We start from the raw sequence: 13353 nt of genomic DNA on the forward strand, positions 1-13353 counted from the left end.
TCAGATCAGTATACAGTTATTCGGTAATACGACGATAGACTGTCGGTGTAATTTCTGGCGCTTTATCGTCAAGGCTAATTGCCGCTTTGACCGCTTTCGCCGCTTCCTGCCAGCTGGCTTCGTCTTTCGCGTGGATCACCGCCAGCGGGCGTTGTCCGTCTACGCTGTCGCCCAGACGCGCCATATCGCTAAAGCCAACGCTGTAATCAATGGTGTCCGAAGCCTGACGACGACCGCCGCCCATGGAAACGACCGCCATCCCCAGCGCGCGGGTATCCATCGCGCTGACAAAGCCTTCGGTATCAGCATATACCGCTTTGCTGAGCATTGCCGTCGGCAGATACTGCGCATAATTTTCGACGAAATCGGTCGGGCCTTTTTGCGCCGCAACCATGCGACCAAAAATCTCTGCCGCTTTACCGTTGTCCAGCACTGCCTGCAATTTCGCACGGGCTTCGGCGTCATCTTTCGCCAGATTACCGGAGATCAGCATTTCCACGCACAGCGCCATGGTGACGTCTAACAGACGTGGATTGCGGTATTCACCGGTCAGGAACTGCACCGCTTCGCGAACTTCGACCGCGTTACCTGCGCTGGAGGCCAGCACCTGGTTCATATCGGTTAGCAGCGCGGTGGTACGTACACCCGCGCCGTTTGCCACACCGACAATCGCTTCAGCAAGAGCTTCAGAAAGCTCGTAGGTCGGCATAAAGGCACCGCTGCCCACTTTCACATCCATCACCAACGCATCCAGCCCTTCCGCCAGTTTTTTCGCCAGAATGGAACCGGTAATCAGCGGGATGGAATCCACCGTCGCGGTAATATCGCGGGTGGCATAAAAACGTTTATCCGCCGGTGCGAGCGAGCTGGTTTGCCCAATAATCGCCACACCCACGTCTTTAATAATTTCACGGAAGCGCGCGTCGTCCGGGAAGATGTCAAATCCAGGAATCGCTTCCAGTTTATCGAGCGTACCGCCGGTATGCCCCAGGCCACGCCCGGAGATCATCGGAATATAGCCGCCGCACGCTGCGACCATCGGGCCTAACATCAGTGACGTTACGTCACCCACACCGCCGGTAGAGTGTTTATCCACAATCGGGCCGTTCAACTGCAGGCTTTTCCAGTCCAGCACGGTTCCTGAATCACGCATTGCCATGGTCAGCGAAACTCGCTCAGGCATTGTCATATCGTGGAAGAAAATGGTCATCGCCAGGGCGGCGATTTGCCCTTCAGAGATGGTGTTGTCGCGAATACCATTGATAAAGAAACGAATTTCTTCATCGCTCAGCGCATGACCATCACGTTTTTTACGAATAATTTCTTGTGCGAGAAACACGGTAACCCCCAGGGGAAAAGAGTAGAAGGCCGTTGTAGGCCGGGTAAGCAACGCGCCACCCGGCAGTCGTCTTAATGCCGGATGGCGGCTACGCCTTATCCGGCCTACGTCGCTACAGCTCCGGCAATATAAGGCTTAGTAGCTGCTTGCGCTCTTGCCGTCGCCGTGACCCAGCGCTTTCAGCAGGCTCGCCAGCAGGCTGGATGCGCCAAAACGGTAGTGACGAGAATCAGCCCAGTCAGCGCCAAACAGTTCATCGGCAATCGCCAGGAACTGCTGTGCATCTTCTGCAGTGCGCACGCCACCAGCCGGTTTGAAACCTACAGTTTTAGAAACACCCATGTCGCGGATCACTTCCATCATGATGCGTGCGCTTTCCGGCGTCGCATTGACCGGCACTTTACCGGTAGAAGTTTTGATGAAATCAGCACCGGCTTTGATGGAGATTTCAGACGCTTTGCGAATCAGTGCTTCTTCTTTCAGCTCACCGGTTTCGATGATGACTTTCAGCAGCACGTTTGCCGCCGCACACGCGTCTTTACAGGCTTTAACCAGATCGAAACCAATCTGCTCGTTACCGGCGATCAGCGCACGGTACGGGAACACCACGTCAACTTCATCTGCGCCGTAAGCAATCGCCGCGCGGGTTTCAGCCAGCGCAATCTCGATGTCGTCGTTGCCGTGCGGGAAGTTGGTTACGGTTGCAATGCGGATGTCCGGCGTGCCCTGCTCTTTCAGGGTCTTACGCGCAATAGGGATGAAACGCGGATAGATACAGATTGCGGCAGTGTTGCCAACCGGGGTCTTCGCCTGATGACACAGCGCGATCACTTTTTCATTGGTGTCGTCGTCATTCAGGGTGGTCAGGTCCATCAGTTTCAGTGCACGCAGGCTGCTTGCTGTTAAATCGGTCATAACATTCTCCAACGGCATCGCCGTATAAAATTTCACCTTGCGAGTTTGTTAGTATTCTAACATCCGCTCGCTATTACACTTCGATATACATCACAGTTAATGAAAACCACATACAGATTTGCATTACTCTAATGAGATCTACTTCAAATAAATCACCTTTTCTAAAGGTATGCGGTGGCATCAGGCGCATCCGGATCAAAGGTTGCGGCGGCGTTGCTTTCTACAATGGCGTGACACCTTCGGGATAAAAAGGAATCAACGATGCCCACTTCAAGCGAACTCGCGCTGCAACAGCGTTGCCAACAAATCGTGACCAGCCCAGTGCTCAGCCCTGAGCAGAAACGCCACTTTCTGGCGCTGGAAGCTGAGAACGCGCTGCCTTACCCGCAACTGCCTGCACAGGCACGTCAGGCGCTGGATGATGGGGTAATCTGCGATATGTACGAAGGTCATGCCCCGTTCAAACCGCGCTATGTTTTACCCGATTACGCGCGTTTTCTGGCCAATGGCTCATCGTGGCTGGAGCTGGAAGGCGCCAGGGATCTTGATGACGCGTTATCCTTACTCACTATTCTTTACCACCATGTTCCGTCAGTGACGTCGATGCCGGTTTATCTCGGTCAGCTCGATGCCCTGCTGCAACCGTATGTTAGAATTCTAACACAAGACGAGATCGATATTCGAATAAAACGTTTCTGGCGTTATCTCGACAGAACCCTGCCAGACGCGTTTATGCATGCCAATATCGGCCCCGCCGATACACCAGTTACTCGTGCAATTTTACGCGCAGATGCAGAGTTAAAGCAGGTCTCGCCTAATCTGACATTCATTTATGACCCGCAAATCACACCTGACGATCTGCTGCTCAACGTGGCGCAAAATATCTGCGAGTGCAGTAAGCCGCATATTTCCAACGGCCCTGAAAATGATAAAATTTTCACAAAAGGTCAGTATGGCGTCGTCAGTTGTTACAACTCTTTGCCGCTCGCCGGGGGTGGAAGCACGCTGGTCAGGCTTAATCTGAAAGCCATCGCAGAGCGCAGCACCTCTGTTGATGACTTCTTTACGCGCACCCTACCGCACTACTGCCAGCAGCAAATCGCCATCATTGATTCACGATGTGAATTCCTCTATGAGAAATCACATTTCTTTGAGAATAGCTTCCTCGTGCAGGAAGGGTTGATTGATCCCGAACGTTTTGTGCCTATGTTCGGGATGTATGGTCTGGCGGAGGCGGTTAACCTGCTGTGCGATAAGTCGGGACAGAATGCGCGCTATGGGAAAGATGAGTTCGCCAATCAGCTCGGCTATCGTATTAGCGCCTACCTGGCGGAGTTTGTCGAAAACACCCCGGTGAAATATGGCTGGAAGCAGCGCGCGATGCTGCATGCACAGTCGGGCATCAGTTCTGACATCGGCACCACGCCAGGGGCACGCCTGCCTTACGGCAATGAGCCGGACCCGATCACCCATCTGCAAACCGTCGCGCCACATCACGCGTTTTATCACGCCGGGATCAGCGACATTCTCACGCTGGATGAAACCATCAAGCGTAATCCTCAGGCGCTGGTGCAGTTGTGCCTCGGGGCGTTTAAAGCCGGAATGCGCGAGTTTACCGCCAACGTGAGCGGCAACGATCTGGTTCGCGTTACGGGTTACATGGTGCGCCTGTCAGATCTGGAAAAGTATCGCGCCGAAGGGTCACGAACCAACACCACCTGGCTTGGCGAAGAAGCCGCGCGCAATACGCGCATTCTGGAACGACAACCTCGCGTGATTAGCCATGAACAGCAGATGCGCTTTAGTCAGTAGGCTGATTCCTTTCTCCTGCGTCGATGGGCCGGGCAGTCGTCTGGCTCTGTTTCTGCAAGGATGTAATCTGCGCTGTAAAAATTGCCACAATCCGTGGACGATGGGACGCTGCAACGACTGCGGGGAGTGTGTGCTGCATTGCCCGCATGAGGCGCTGAACCTGAGCGCGGGGAAAGTGTGGTGGCAGTCCGATGTGTGTCAGCAGTGTGACACCTGCCTGCACATGTGCCCCCAGCAGGCCACGCCGATGGCGCAGAGTATGAGCGTTGATGAAGTGCTGCAACATATTCGTAAAGCGTCACTGTTTATCGAAGGGATAACCGTTAGTGGCGGTGAAGCGACTACCCAGCTCCCCTTTATTGTGGCGCTATTTACCGCGATAAAAACCGATCCGCAGTTGCAACACCTGACCTGCATGGTCGACAGCAACGGCATGCTGAGCGAAACCGGCTGGCAGAAGCTGCTGCCGGTGTGCGACGGCGTAATGCTGGATTTAAAAGCCTGGGACAGCACGTGTCATCGGCAGCTTACCGGCCGCGATAACACGCTGATTAAACAAAGTATTACCTTTTTGTCCAGGCAGAGAAAACTGGCGGAACTCCGCCTGCTGGTTATTCCTGGTCAGGAAGATTATCTACAGCATATCGATGCGCTGGCGGCGTTTATCAAACGCACCGGTGACGTACCGGTACGTTTGAATGCCTTTCATGCGCACGGGGTGTATGGCGAAGCGAAGGACTGGCCGAGTGCCACGCCGAAGGATGTGGAACACCTGGCGCAAAGATTGCGCGAGCGCGGGGTGGATAATTTGATCTTCCCGGCGCTGTACCTGTGATTGCCGGATGCGGCTACATCATTTGCAGGCCGGAGAAAACACAGCAGCCATCCGACGAAGTTATGCCTGATGCGCTTCGCTTATCAGGCCTACGAAGCGCATACTTTTGTAGGCCGGATAAGGCGCAGCCGCCATCCGGCAAAAATATGCCTGATGCGCTTTGCTTATCAGGCCTACGAAGCACACACTTTTGTAGGCCGGATAAGGCGCAGCCGCCATCCGGCAAAAATATGCCTGATGCGCTTTGCTTATCAGGCCTACGAAGCACACACTTTTGTAGGCCGGATAAGGCGCAGCCGCCATCCGGCAAAAATATGCCTGATGCGCTTCGCTTATCAGGCCTACGAAGCGGACACTTTTGTAGGCTGGGTACGCCATCCAATCACATGTTAAACAACGCCGTGGTATTACGATACAGCGCGTCAGCGATCACGTCCGCAGGTTCCGGGCGCAGTTCGCATAAGACGTCAAAGACTCTGACTACCTGCTCCGGGCGATTGGGCTGCCCCTGAAAGCCGTTGAGCGGCATATCCGGCGCGTCGGTTTCCAGCAACAGCGATTCCAGCGGCAGTTGCGCTATTACCTCGCGGGTTTTACTGGCGCGCGGATAGGTAATGGTGCCTCCCACGCCAATTTTGTATCCCAGTTGCACAAAGCGCTCTGCCTGCTGCACGCTCCCGGAAAAACCATGCACCACGCCAGTTCGTGGCAAAGTATGACGTTTCAGGTGCATCGCCAGCTTGTCATGGGTACGCCGCGAATGCAGGATCACCGGCAATTCATACCGCTTCGCCAGCTTTAGCTGCGCTTCCAGCACCCGCTCTTGCTTATCGAATTGCGGATCGTCCCGATACAGATCCAATCCAATCTCGCCTAGCGCCACCAGCTTTTGTGGGCGCTTATCCAGCTCCTGTTGCAACTGGTCCAGGCAGTCATCGCTATGTTGTTCAATAACAATGGGATGCAGACCAAGCGCGGCAAACAATGGAGGATAATTTTCCGCTAACGCCAGTACGCGGGGAAAATTCGCCGCCTGGGTGGCCGGAACGATAATGCTCTGTACACCAACCTCCACCGCGCGCTGAATGCTGGCAGATTCATCTCCGGTAAACGGCGGGAAATCAAAGTGACAATGCGTATCGATAAAACGATAACTCACGCCAAATCCTCATTATCAAACGTCGTGTCGTTCGCCTGAGGCGCATTGGTCACCACTGGCACATGGGCATCGTTGGCCACCGGCGCGGGAGGAACTACCACCGGCCCCGGCACCACAATCTTCGGCGTCTGACGAGGCAGCGGCGCATTTTTCGCCAGCAGTTTGCCGACTGTCGCCAGAAAGTAACGGCCGCACAGGCGTCCGGTTTTGTAATCTTCCCGCAGCGCCGGAATACGGCTGCCCAACGCCATGCTATGGAGTGGTTTTGGCGGATAGATCTCAAAAATACGCAGCTTGCCCGGCGGCTTCTCAATAAAACTCTGGATAGCACGATAGCTGGTCTCATGATGCTGCACCAGATTCAGAAACGGTTGCAGGCTACTTTCACCCAACCAGCGCTCCATACGTTTGAACCACTGCGGGGTGTAGTACATTTGCGAAGGCACAGTGCGAATCACTACCAACGTTTTTGCCCCCTGCTTCGCTGCCTCCTGCACAGGTATGGCATCACTAACTCCTCCATCCAGATAGTTCACGCCGTCCAATACAACCCCTGTGCGGTAGAACCCGGGAATCGCGCTGGAGGCTCGAATGAGGTCGAGCCAGTTTTGCCGGTTCGGCGAAAAATAGCCGGGCGTGTAATCATCGCCCCGACAGGCGCACATATAAAACGCTTTCCCTGCGGCAAACAAACGCTCGGCGTTATCCATCGCCAGCGGCATCTGGGATGCGGTCGAATCCACGAGCCAGTCGAGATCGATTAAGTTTCCCCCGCGCACAAAGCGTACCGGGTCAAAAAACTCACGGCGGGTGGTGTAACGCATAATGACTTTACGGCCATAACCAGGCTGGTTACACAGATAGGCTGAAAGGTTTTGCGCACCGGCGGACGTCCCATAGTAGAGATCAAAGGGATTGAACTGCGCACGCATGAATTCATCGAGTACGCCAGCGGTGAAAATGCCTCTTTGTCCCCCGCCCTCGCACACCAGCGCCACACTGCCTGGTTGAAATGGACGTAACGATAACGGCGCAATATTACCGAGCGTGACGGGTATTCTCTGCCCCACCTCTGCCTTCCTGTTGTTTTGTAATAGAACAACAAAGTAACGCAAATTGCCTGACGCTAAAACCGTAAAAGCCAGTCCACTGGACTGGCTTGGTAGCAAGTTATCTTTACGGTTTACTTACTAGGGTCGTTTACGCCCTGTAAACAGGCTGACCAGAAACAGAATGATCCCCACCACGAAAACAATTTTCGCTGCGCCTGCAGCGGTACCAGCCAGTCCACCAAAACCCAGTGCGGCGGCAATTAACGCGATAACCAGAAATATGATGCCCCATCGAAACATGCGCTTCTCCTTTACCATAGTTAATGTCACCGCTTGTTATGAGCGCTCAGGCTGCTCATCGGCGATATTTTTAGTGTGGTGCACAACACGCCTCCCGACAAACGTCAGGAGGACGAATTAAGTCTAATTACTGAGTTTTGAGATCGTTTTTGACGCTTTTCACGCCATCAATCGCTTTGGCGATGCTCTCAGCACGATCGCTTTGAGCCTGTGAATCGACGGTGCCTGAAAGTTGCACTACGCCCTCGGTGGTCTCAACTTTCACCTTGCGGGAAGGGACGATATCATCGGCCAGCAGCTTGGCTTTTACCTCACTGGTGATTGCCGTATCGCCCGCATAGCCTTTAACAGAGGTTTCTTTACTATCACGCACATGCAGTTTGTCGCTAACGGAGGTCACACCCTCAACGCCTTTCGCCACTTTCACCGCTTCTTCGGCCTGCGCCTGACTTTCAACAAACCCGCTTAGTGTCACCACCTTTTGATCTGTTTTGACGGAAATATCGGTGCTCTTAATGCTTTCGTGGTCCACCAGCGCGGCTTTTACTTTCGCGGTGATGGTGCTGTCATCCATGAAATTACCGACTTTGTTCATAGAGCTATCGACTTTCTGCCCCGCACTTTCGACGCCGGATTGCGCTTTATCCATCGTGGCGTTTTCTGCATAAGCAGAACCCGTTGCAACAGCGGAGGTCAGCATCACGGCCAGCAGCGTTTTAGAAATCTTAAGTCCTGTCATTGTCATCGATGTATTCCTGTATGTTTTGCCAAACGCTATGCTCTGCCGTTAAACGGCTTGAGCCAGCAACTAATCTTGTAAGTGGAATAAATATCAGCAATAGACGCTGCAACAGGCAGCCTAAAAAGCATTAAACGCCGATATTTATGTCATCACATTGTTAAATATAGTTCACGATTTCGTGATCGCAGTCAGAATTGATTAAAAAACAGGCAAACAAAAGAAAAACGCGAGGTTTTAAGAACATTCCGCAAGGGATTTAAAAGACAGGAAAAGTTGCAGGACACGGCGGATACCGTGCCCTGGAAGGTCGATTAGTGTTCGCGTGTTTTACGGAACTGAACGTCCGGGTAACGTTCCTGAGTGAGATTCAGGTTAACCATGGTTGGTGCGATATAGGTGAGGTTATCGCCGCCATCCAGCGCTAGCTGAATTTCGTTCTTACGCTTAAATTCTTCGAATTTCTTCACGTCAGAACATTCTACCCAGCGCGCAGTCGCCACGTTGACAGATTCATAAATCGCTTCAACGTTGTACTCGCTCTTCAGACGTGAAACCACCACGTCAAACTGCAGCACACCGACAGCGCCCACGATCAAATCGTTATTGGCGATCGGACGGAATACCTGCACTGCGCCCTCTTCTGACAGCTGAACCAGCCCTTTCAGCAGCTGTTTCTGCTTCAATGGATCCTTCAGGCGAATACGACGGAACAGCTCCGGTGCGAAGTTCGGAATACCGGTGAACTTCATCATTTCGCCCTGGGTAAAGGTATCGCCGATCTGGATAGTGCCGTGGTTATGCAGACCGAGAATATCGCCCGGATACGCTTCTTCCACATGAGAACGGTCACCGGCCATAAAGGTGAGTGCGTCGGAGATCACCACGTCTTTACCAATGCGCACCTGGCGCATTTTCATGCCTTTCTCATACTTGCCGGATACCACACGCATGAACGCCACGCGGTCACGGTGTTTCGGGTCCATGTTGGCCTGAATTTTAAACACGAAACCGGTGAACTTCTCTTCTGAGGCTTCGACGACGCGGGTGTCGGTTTTACGCGGCATCGGCGCAGGCGCCCACTCCACTAAGCCGTCCAGCATATGGTCAACGCCGAAGTTACCCAGCGCGGTACCGAAGAAGACCGGTGTGATTTCGCCCGCGAGGAACAGCTCATGGTCGAACTCGTTGGACGCACCCTGCACCAGCTCCAGCTCGTCGCGCAGCTGCTGCGCCAGGTCTTCACCCACGGCAGCATCAAGTTCCGGGTTGTTCAGACCTTTAACAACACGCACTTCCTGAATGGTGTGGCCTTTACCGGTCTGATACAGGTAAGTTTCATCTTTATAAAGGTGATAGACACCTTTGAACAACTTACCGCAGCCAATCGGCCAGGTGATTGGCGCACAGCCGATTTTCAGTTCGTTCTCGACTTCATCCAGCAGCTCCATCGGATCGCGGATGTCACGGTCGAGTTTGTTCATAAAGGTCAGGATCGGCGTATCGCGCAGACGGGTAACTTCCATCAGCTTACGGGTACGATCTTCGACGCCTTTTGCAGCATCGATAACCATCAGGCAGCAGTCCACCGCCGTCAGAGTACGATAGGTATCTTCGGAGAAGTCTTCGTGCCCCGGGGTGTCCAGCAGGTTCACCAGGCAGTCATGATACGGAAACTGCATCACAGAGGTGGTAATGGAGATACCACGCTGCTTTTCCATTTCCATCCAGTCAGATTTTGCATGCTGGCTGGAGCCACGGCCTTTTACCGTACCGGCGGTCTGAATGGCCTGTCCGAATAACAGTACCTTTTCAGTAATTGTCGTTTTACCGGCATCCGGGTGAGAAATAATGGCAAAAGTGCGGCGTTTGGCCACCTCTTGCAAATAAGGAGACAACGTCATAGTCAAATCTTCTTAGGTAAGCACGGCAACGGGCCGGGCAAGTTGAATACGAAAAATTGCGGCTATTTTACCCATCAACGGGGGGGAGGCAATCAGTGTTTACACAGGAGCTGCTCCAGTTCGCTTAATGACGCTACGGTCCAGGTCGGCTGAATGCTCGCTGGCTGCTCGCGGTGGTGCGTATTTAGCCAGCAGGTGGATAGCCCGGCGTTAATACCGCCAAGAATATCGGACTCTGCGGTGTCACCCACCATCAGCACGCGAGAACGGTCCGGATTACCCGCCTGCTCCAGCGCATGGTCAAAAATACGGGGGTCGGGTTTTGCCACCCCAACCTGCTCAGAAATCACCAGCAGGTCGAAATAGTCGCGCAGCCCCGTCCGCTCAAGTCGGATTTGCTGCAACGCGGTAAAACCGTTAGTAATGATACCGATTTTCGTTTTATCACGAATCGCATTGAGCAGAGAAACTGCCCCCGGCAACGGTGAGCAGATCTCCGCCATCGCATTGATGAATGCGTCATTAAGCTGGCCCGGTTCAACCTTCAGGCGTTCGGCCCAGCTCTGAAAACGGGCATGCTGCAGTTGTAATGAGGTAATCGCGCCGTTTTGGTAATCCACCCACAGCGGTTTATTCACGGCCTGGTAGTCCTGAAAATCTTCAGCGGTAAAGGTAATGCTATAGTCGAGAAACATCCGCTGTAAGCCGGTAAACGAGTCAAACGTAAACAGCGTTTCGTCGGCATCAAAGAAAATCCAGTCCCACTTCTTCATCATTACACCTTATCTTACATGCTGATTGGCAACGCCATGATGATGGCGTCTTCATGACCATCGGCCGTTGGATAGTAGTTGCGACGGATCGTCGCCTCGTTAAAGCCTAAGCTTTCGTACAGCGCGATAGCGGCCGCATTCGAGGCGCGCACTTCAAGCCACAGGGTCAAAATGCCACGCTTTTCCAGCTCATCGATCAGATGCTCCAGCAGCTCACGTCCCAGGCCCCGGCGCTGAAAGTCAGGATCGACGGCGATATTGAACAACGTCGCTTCATCCAGTACGACCTGCGTAATTGCAAAGGCGGCCATCACGTCGTCAACCCTCAACTGAAAATTGAGGTAGCGATCGCCCTGGTTGCTGGCAAATGTTTTTTCACTCCACGGAAAAGCGTGGGCGCGTTTTTCAATCTGAAATGCTGCGGGTAAATCAGTCGGCTCGAGGGAAGAAATCGTGTTCATATGCGCAGATTTGTTGCCATAACGCGGCGCGTGCCGCTGGGTTTTCCCGTAATTCATTAAACGCAGGACTCTCGACCTGAGCGCCCTCCAGCAGCAGCGGCTCTTCGGTTCCCAGCCGCCAGCTATTACAGCGACTGCCTTGCGGCAGCATGGCGACACGGTCAGGCGTCAGTTGTAAAACCTGATCCGGGCTAACGGTTAATGCGCGTAAAATATCGCTGATCAACGGTTCAGTTAGCGCGGGTAACTGTGCAGCAACCATCACCAAACGGACATGCGCAGGAATGGAAATCGCGATCTCGCCCTGCAGTGCGCCAGGACGACGCAACGACCACTGCGTAATGCCCAGTTGCTGTAACTGCCAGTCTCGTCGGGATGTCATAGCGAAACACTCCTGTCTATCAGGGGCGCAAATATAGCAAATTTGTCGAATCCGTGCCATCAAACAACTATAATCCCCCGCTGTACAATTTAAGGAGCATTCCATGTCTGCTTTTACCCCGGCAAGTGAAGTCTTGCTGCGCCACAGTGATGATTTCGAACAAAGCCGTATTCTGTTTGCCGGTGATTTGCAGGATGACCTGCCTGCCCATTTTGAAAGCGCCGCCAGCCGTGCGCACACCCAGCAGCTTCACCACTGGCAGGTGCTTAACCGCCAGATGGGCGACAACGTCCGCTTCAGCCTCGTCGCGCAGGCCGATGACGTTGCCGATAGCGATACGCTGATCTACTACTGGCCGAAGAATAAGCCGGAAGCCCAGTTCCAGTTGATGAACATTCTGTCGCTGTTACCGGTGGGCACCGATATTTTTGTTGTCGGTGAGAATCGCAGCGGCGTACGTAGCGCAGAGCAGATGCTGGCCGAATTCGCACCGTTAAACAAAGTCGACAGCGCACGTCGCTGTGGCCTGTACCACGGTCGTCTGGAAAAACAGCCGGTCTTTGATGCAGAAAAATACTGGGATGAATACCAGACAGAAAATCTCACCATCAAAACGCTGCCGGGCGTCTTCAGCCGTGACGGTCTGGATGTTGGCAGCCAACTGCTGCTCTCCACGCTGACGCCGCACACCAAAGGCAAAGTGCTGGATGTCGGCTGTGGCGCAGGCGTTCTCTCCGTCGCCTTAGCCAGCCACTCGCCGAAAGTGCGCTTAACCCTGTGCGATGTTAGCGCAGCCGCCGTTGAAGCCAGCCGCGCAACGCTTGCAGCCAACGGCATTGAAGGTGACGTCATCGCCAGTAACGTCTTTTCTGACGTGACGGGTCGTTTTGATATGATCATCTCCAACCCGCCGTTCCACGACGGTATGCAGACCAGCCTTGATGCCGCACAAACGCTGATTCGTGGCGCAGTGCGTCATCTCAACAGCGGTGGTGAACTGCGTATCGTGGCAAACGCCTTCCTGCCTTATCCGAAGGTTCTGGATGAAGTGTTTGGCTTCCACGAAGTTATCGCGCAGACCGGACGCTTCAAGGTCTATCGCACCGTGATGACGCGCCAGGCGAAGAAAGCTTAACTGCTCCAGGCCAGATAAGGCGTTTACGCCGCCATCCGGCGTGACACCGAGCAACGCCGGATAGCGCTATCGCTTATCCGGCCTACATAAAACGCCAAAAACCGAAGAAACGCCTTTTTTTTCGGCAATCACGTTAAGTTCGAAAATTAACTGTTGACGCCCTGCATAAAATCTCTAGAATTCGCCCCCGTGGTAACGATACTTTTTGAGTGTCGATGGTATGCGAAGGTGGCGGAATTGGTAGACGCGCTAGCTTCAGGTGTTAGTGTCCTTTCGGACGTGGGGGTTCAAGTCCCCCCCCTCGCACCATAATCCACGTTGATATTGCTCGCACTGGGCGAAGGTGGCGGAATTGGTAGACGCGCTAGCTTCAGGTGTTAGTGTCCTTAGGATGTGGGGGTTCGAGTCCCCCCCCTCGCACCAACGAGGCGATATCAAAAAAATAAGATGACTGTGCGAAGGTGGCGGAATTGGTAGACGCGCTAGCTTCAGGTGTTAGTGTCCTTAGGATGTGGGGGTTCGAGTCCCCCCCCTCGCACCAATTATC

Annotated in this window: 14 protein-coding genes and 3 tRNA genes; 7 read left to right on the plus strand and 10 right to left on the minus strand. The window is 53.6% G+C overall.

Going from position 1 to position 13353, the window contains the following annotated elements:
• Positions 1-16: 16 nt before the first annotated feature.
• Both deoA and deoC read right to left on the minus strand, forming a co-directional pair.
• The gene (gene deoA, locus JQN59_RS19750) at positions 17-1339 is read right to left on the minus strand and encodes a thymidine phosphorylase (RefSeq protein WP_149607595.1); all 1323 of its coding nucleotides are present in this window, start codon (positions 1337-1339) and stop codon (positions 17-19) included.
• 135 nt (positions 1340-1474) lie between these two features.
• Positions 1475-2254, minus strand: coding sequence for a deoxyribose-phosphate aldolase (gene deoC, locus JQN59_RS19755; protein WP_003019042.1), 780 nt, complete (start codon positions 2252-2254; stop codon positions 1475-1477).
• A gap of 261 nt (positions 2255-2515) precedes the next feature.
• On the opposite strand from deoC, the gene JQN59_RS19760 reads away from it, so the two are divergent.
• The 3 genes from JQN59_RS19760 (at position 2516) to JQN59_RS19770 (ending at position 5294) form a co-directional block, all read left to right on the plus strand.
• Positions 2516-4066 carry a YjjI family glycine radical enzyme gene (locus JQN59_RS19760; protein WP_048214990.1) on the plus strand — a complete coding sequence of 517 codons (1551 nt, stop codon included), beginning with the start codon at positions 2516-2518 and terminating at the stop codon, positions 4064-4066.
• Positions 4038-4901: a YjjW family glycine radical enzyme activase gene (locus JQN59_RS19765; protein ID WP_149607594.1), complete on the plus strand. Its 864-nt coding sequence runs from the start codon at positions 4038-4040 to the stop codon at positions 4899-4901. Before JQN59_RS19760 ends, JQN59_RS19765 begins: the two co-directional genes overlap by 29 nt.
• 69 nt (positions 4902-4970) lie before the next feature.
• A complete protein-coding gene (locus JQN59_RS19770) occupies positions 4971-5294 on the plus strand; it encodes a hypothetical protein (RefSeq protein WP_204528146.1) in 324 nt (107 codons plus the stop codon).
• Here the strand turns inward: JQN59_RS19770 and JQN59_RS19775 are convergent.
• From JQN59_RS19775 to holD, 8 genes are all read right to left on the minus strand, one after another.
• On the minus strand, positions 5284-6060 hold the full coding sequence (locus JQN59_RS19775) for a metal-dependent hydrolase (protein WP_048214992.1): 777 nt from the start codon (positions 6058-6060) through the stop codon (positions 5284-5286). The genes JQN59_RS19770 and JQN59_RS19775 overlap by 11 nt on opposite strands.
• Positions 6057-7130 carry a patatin-like phospholipase family protein gene (locus JQN59_RS19780; protein WP_048214993.1) on the minus strand — a complete coding sequence of 358 codons (1074 nt, stop codon included), beginning with the start codon at positions 7128-7130 and terminating at the stop codon, positions 6057-6059. The genes JQN59_RS19775 and JQN59_RS19780 overlap by 4 nt, the downstream gene beginning before the upstream one ends.
• Positions 7131-7250: 120 nt before the next feature.
• Complete coding sequence (locus JQN59_RS19785) at positions 7251-7412, minus strand: DUF1328 domain-containing protein (RefSeq protein ID WP_003019081.1); 162 nt, start codon at positions 7410-7412, stop codon at positions 7251-7253.
• A 127-nt stretch (positions 7413-7539) separates the two neighbouring features.
• The gene (gene osmY, locus JQN59_RS19790) at positions 7540-8157 is read right to left on the minus strand and encodes a molecular chaperone OsmY (protein WP_048214994.1); all 618 of its coding nucleotides are present in this window, start codon (positions 8155-8157) and stop codon (positions 7540-7542) included.
• Between the two features lie 308 nt (positions 8158-8465).
• Positions 8466-10055 (minus strand): peptide chain release factor 3, encoded by a 1590-nt coding sequence (prfC, locus tag JQN59_RS19795; protein ID WP_003829982.1) that lies wholly within the window; start codon positions 10053-10055, stop codon positions 8466-8468.
• Between the two features lie 92 nt (positions 10056-10147).
• On the minus strand, positions 10148-10828 hold the full coding sequence (gene yjjG, locus JQN59_RS19800; protein ID WP_204528219.1) for a pyrimidine 5'-nucleotidase: 681 nt from the start codon (positions 10826-10828) through the stop codon (positions 10148-10150).
• A 14-nt stretch (positions 10829-10842) separates the two neighbouring features.
• A complete protein-coding gene (gene rimI, locus JQN59_RS19805) occupies positions 10843-11289 on the minus strand; it encodes a ribosomal protein S18-alanine N-acetyltransferase (protein WP_003829985.1) in 447 nt (148 codons plus the stop codon).
• A complete protein-coding gene (gene holD / locus JQN59_RS19810) occupies positions 11258-11671 on the minus strand; it encodes a DNA polymerase III subunit psi (RefSeq protein ID WP_003829988.1) in 414 nt (137 codons plus the stop codon). Before holD ends, rimI begins: the two co-directional genes overlap by 32 nt.
• A gap of 103 nt (positions 11672-11774) precedes the next feature.
• Here holD and rsmC point away from each other — a divergent pair, with 103 nt between their 5' ends.
• The 4 genes from rsmC to JQN59_RS19830 all read left to right on the plus strand — a co-directional run bounded on the left by rsmC (position 11775) and on the right by JQN59_RS19830 (position 13347).
• Positions 11775-12806 carry a 16S rRNA (guanine(1207)-N(2))-methyltransferase RsmC gene (gene rsmC / locus JQN59_RS19815; RefSeq protein WP_149607593.1) on the plus strand — a complete coding sequence of 344 codons (1032 nt, stop codon included), beginning with the start codon at positions 11775-11777 and terminating at the stop codon, positions 12804-12806.
• A gap of 222 nt (positions 12807-13028) precedes the next feature.
• Positions 13029-13115, plus strand: a tRNA-Leu gene (locus JQN59_RS19820).
• Between the two features lie 28 nt (positions 13116-13143).
• Positions 13144-13229 (plus strand) — tRNA-Leu (locus tag JQN59_RS19825).
• Between the two features lie 32 nt (positions 13230-13261).
• A tRNA-Leu gene (locus JQN59_RS19830) sits at positions 13262-13347 on the plus strand.
• The last annotated feature ends 6 nt before the right edge of the window (positions 13348-13353 follow it).

This window comes from Citrobacter sp. B72, assembly GCF_016894305.1.
GTDB lineage: Bacteria > Pseudomonadota > Gammaproteobacteria > Enterobacterales > Enterobacteriaceae > Citrobacter > Citrobacter portucalensis.

Coding starts and splice junctions, on each gene's coding strand:
- JQN59_RS19765 (WP_149607594.1), top strand. CDS start 4,038: ATGAACAGCAGATGCGCTTTAGTCAGTAGGCTGATTCCTTTCTCCTGC.
- yjjG (WP_204528219.1), bottom strand. CDS start 10,828: ATGAAGAAGTGGGACTGGATTTTCTTTGATGCCGACGAAACGCTGTTT.
- osmY (WP_048214994.1), bottom strand. CDS start 8,157: ATGACAATGACAGGACTTAAGATTTCTAAAACGCTGCTGGCCGTGATG.
- deoC (WP_003019042.1), bottom strand. CDS start 2,254: ATGACCGATTTAACAGCAAGCAGCCTGCGTGCACTGAAACTGATGGAC.
- rimI (WP_003829985.1), bottom strand. CDS start 11,289: ATGAACACGATTTCTTCCCTCGAGCCGACTGATTTACCCGCAGCATTT.
- prfC (WP_003829982.1), bottom strand. CDS start 10,055: ATGACGTTGTCTCCTTATTTGCAAGAGGTGGCCAAACGCCGCACTTTT.
- JQN59_RS19785 (WP_003019081.1), bottom strand. CDS start 7,412: ATGTTTCGATGGGGCATCATATTTCTGGTTATCGCGTTAATTGCCGCC.
- JQN59_RS19760 (WP_048214990.1), top strand. CDS start 2,516: ATGCCCACTTCAAGCGAACTCGCGCTGCAACAGCGTTGCCAACAAATC.
- holD (WP_003829988.1), bottom strand. CDS start 11,671: ATGACATCCCGACGAGACTGGCAGTTACAGCAACTGGGCATTACGCAG.
- JQN59_RS19770 (WP_204528146.1), top strand. CDS start 4,971: ATGCGCTTCGCTTATCAGGCCTACGAAGCGCATACTTTTGTAGGCCGG.
- rsmC (WP_149607593.1), top strand. CDS start 11,775: ATGTCTGCTTTTACCCCGGCAAGTGAAGTCTTGCTGCGCCACAGTGAT.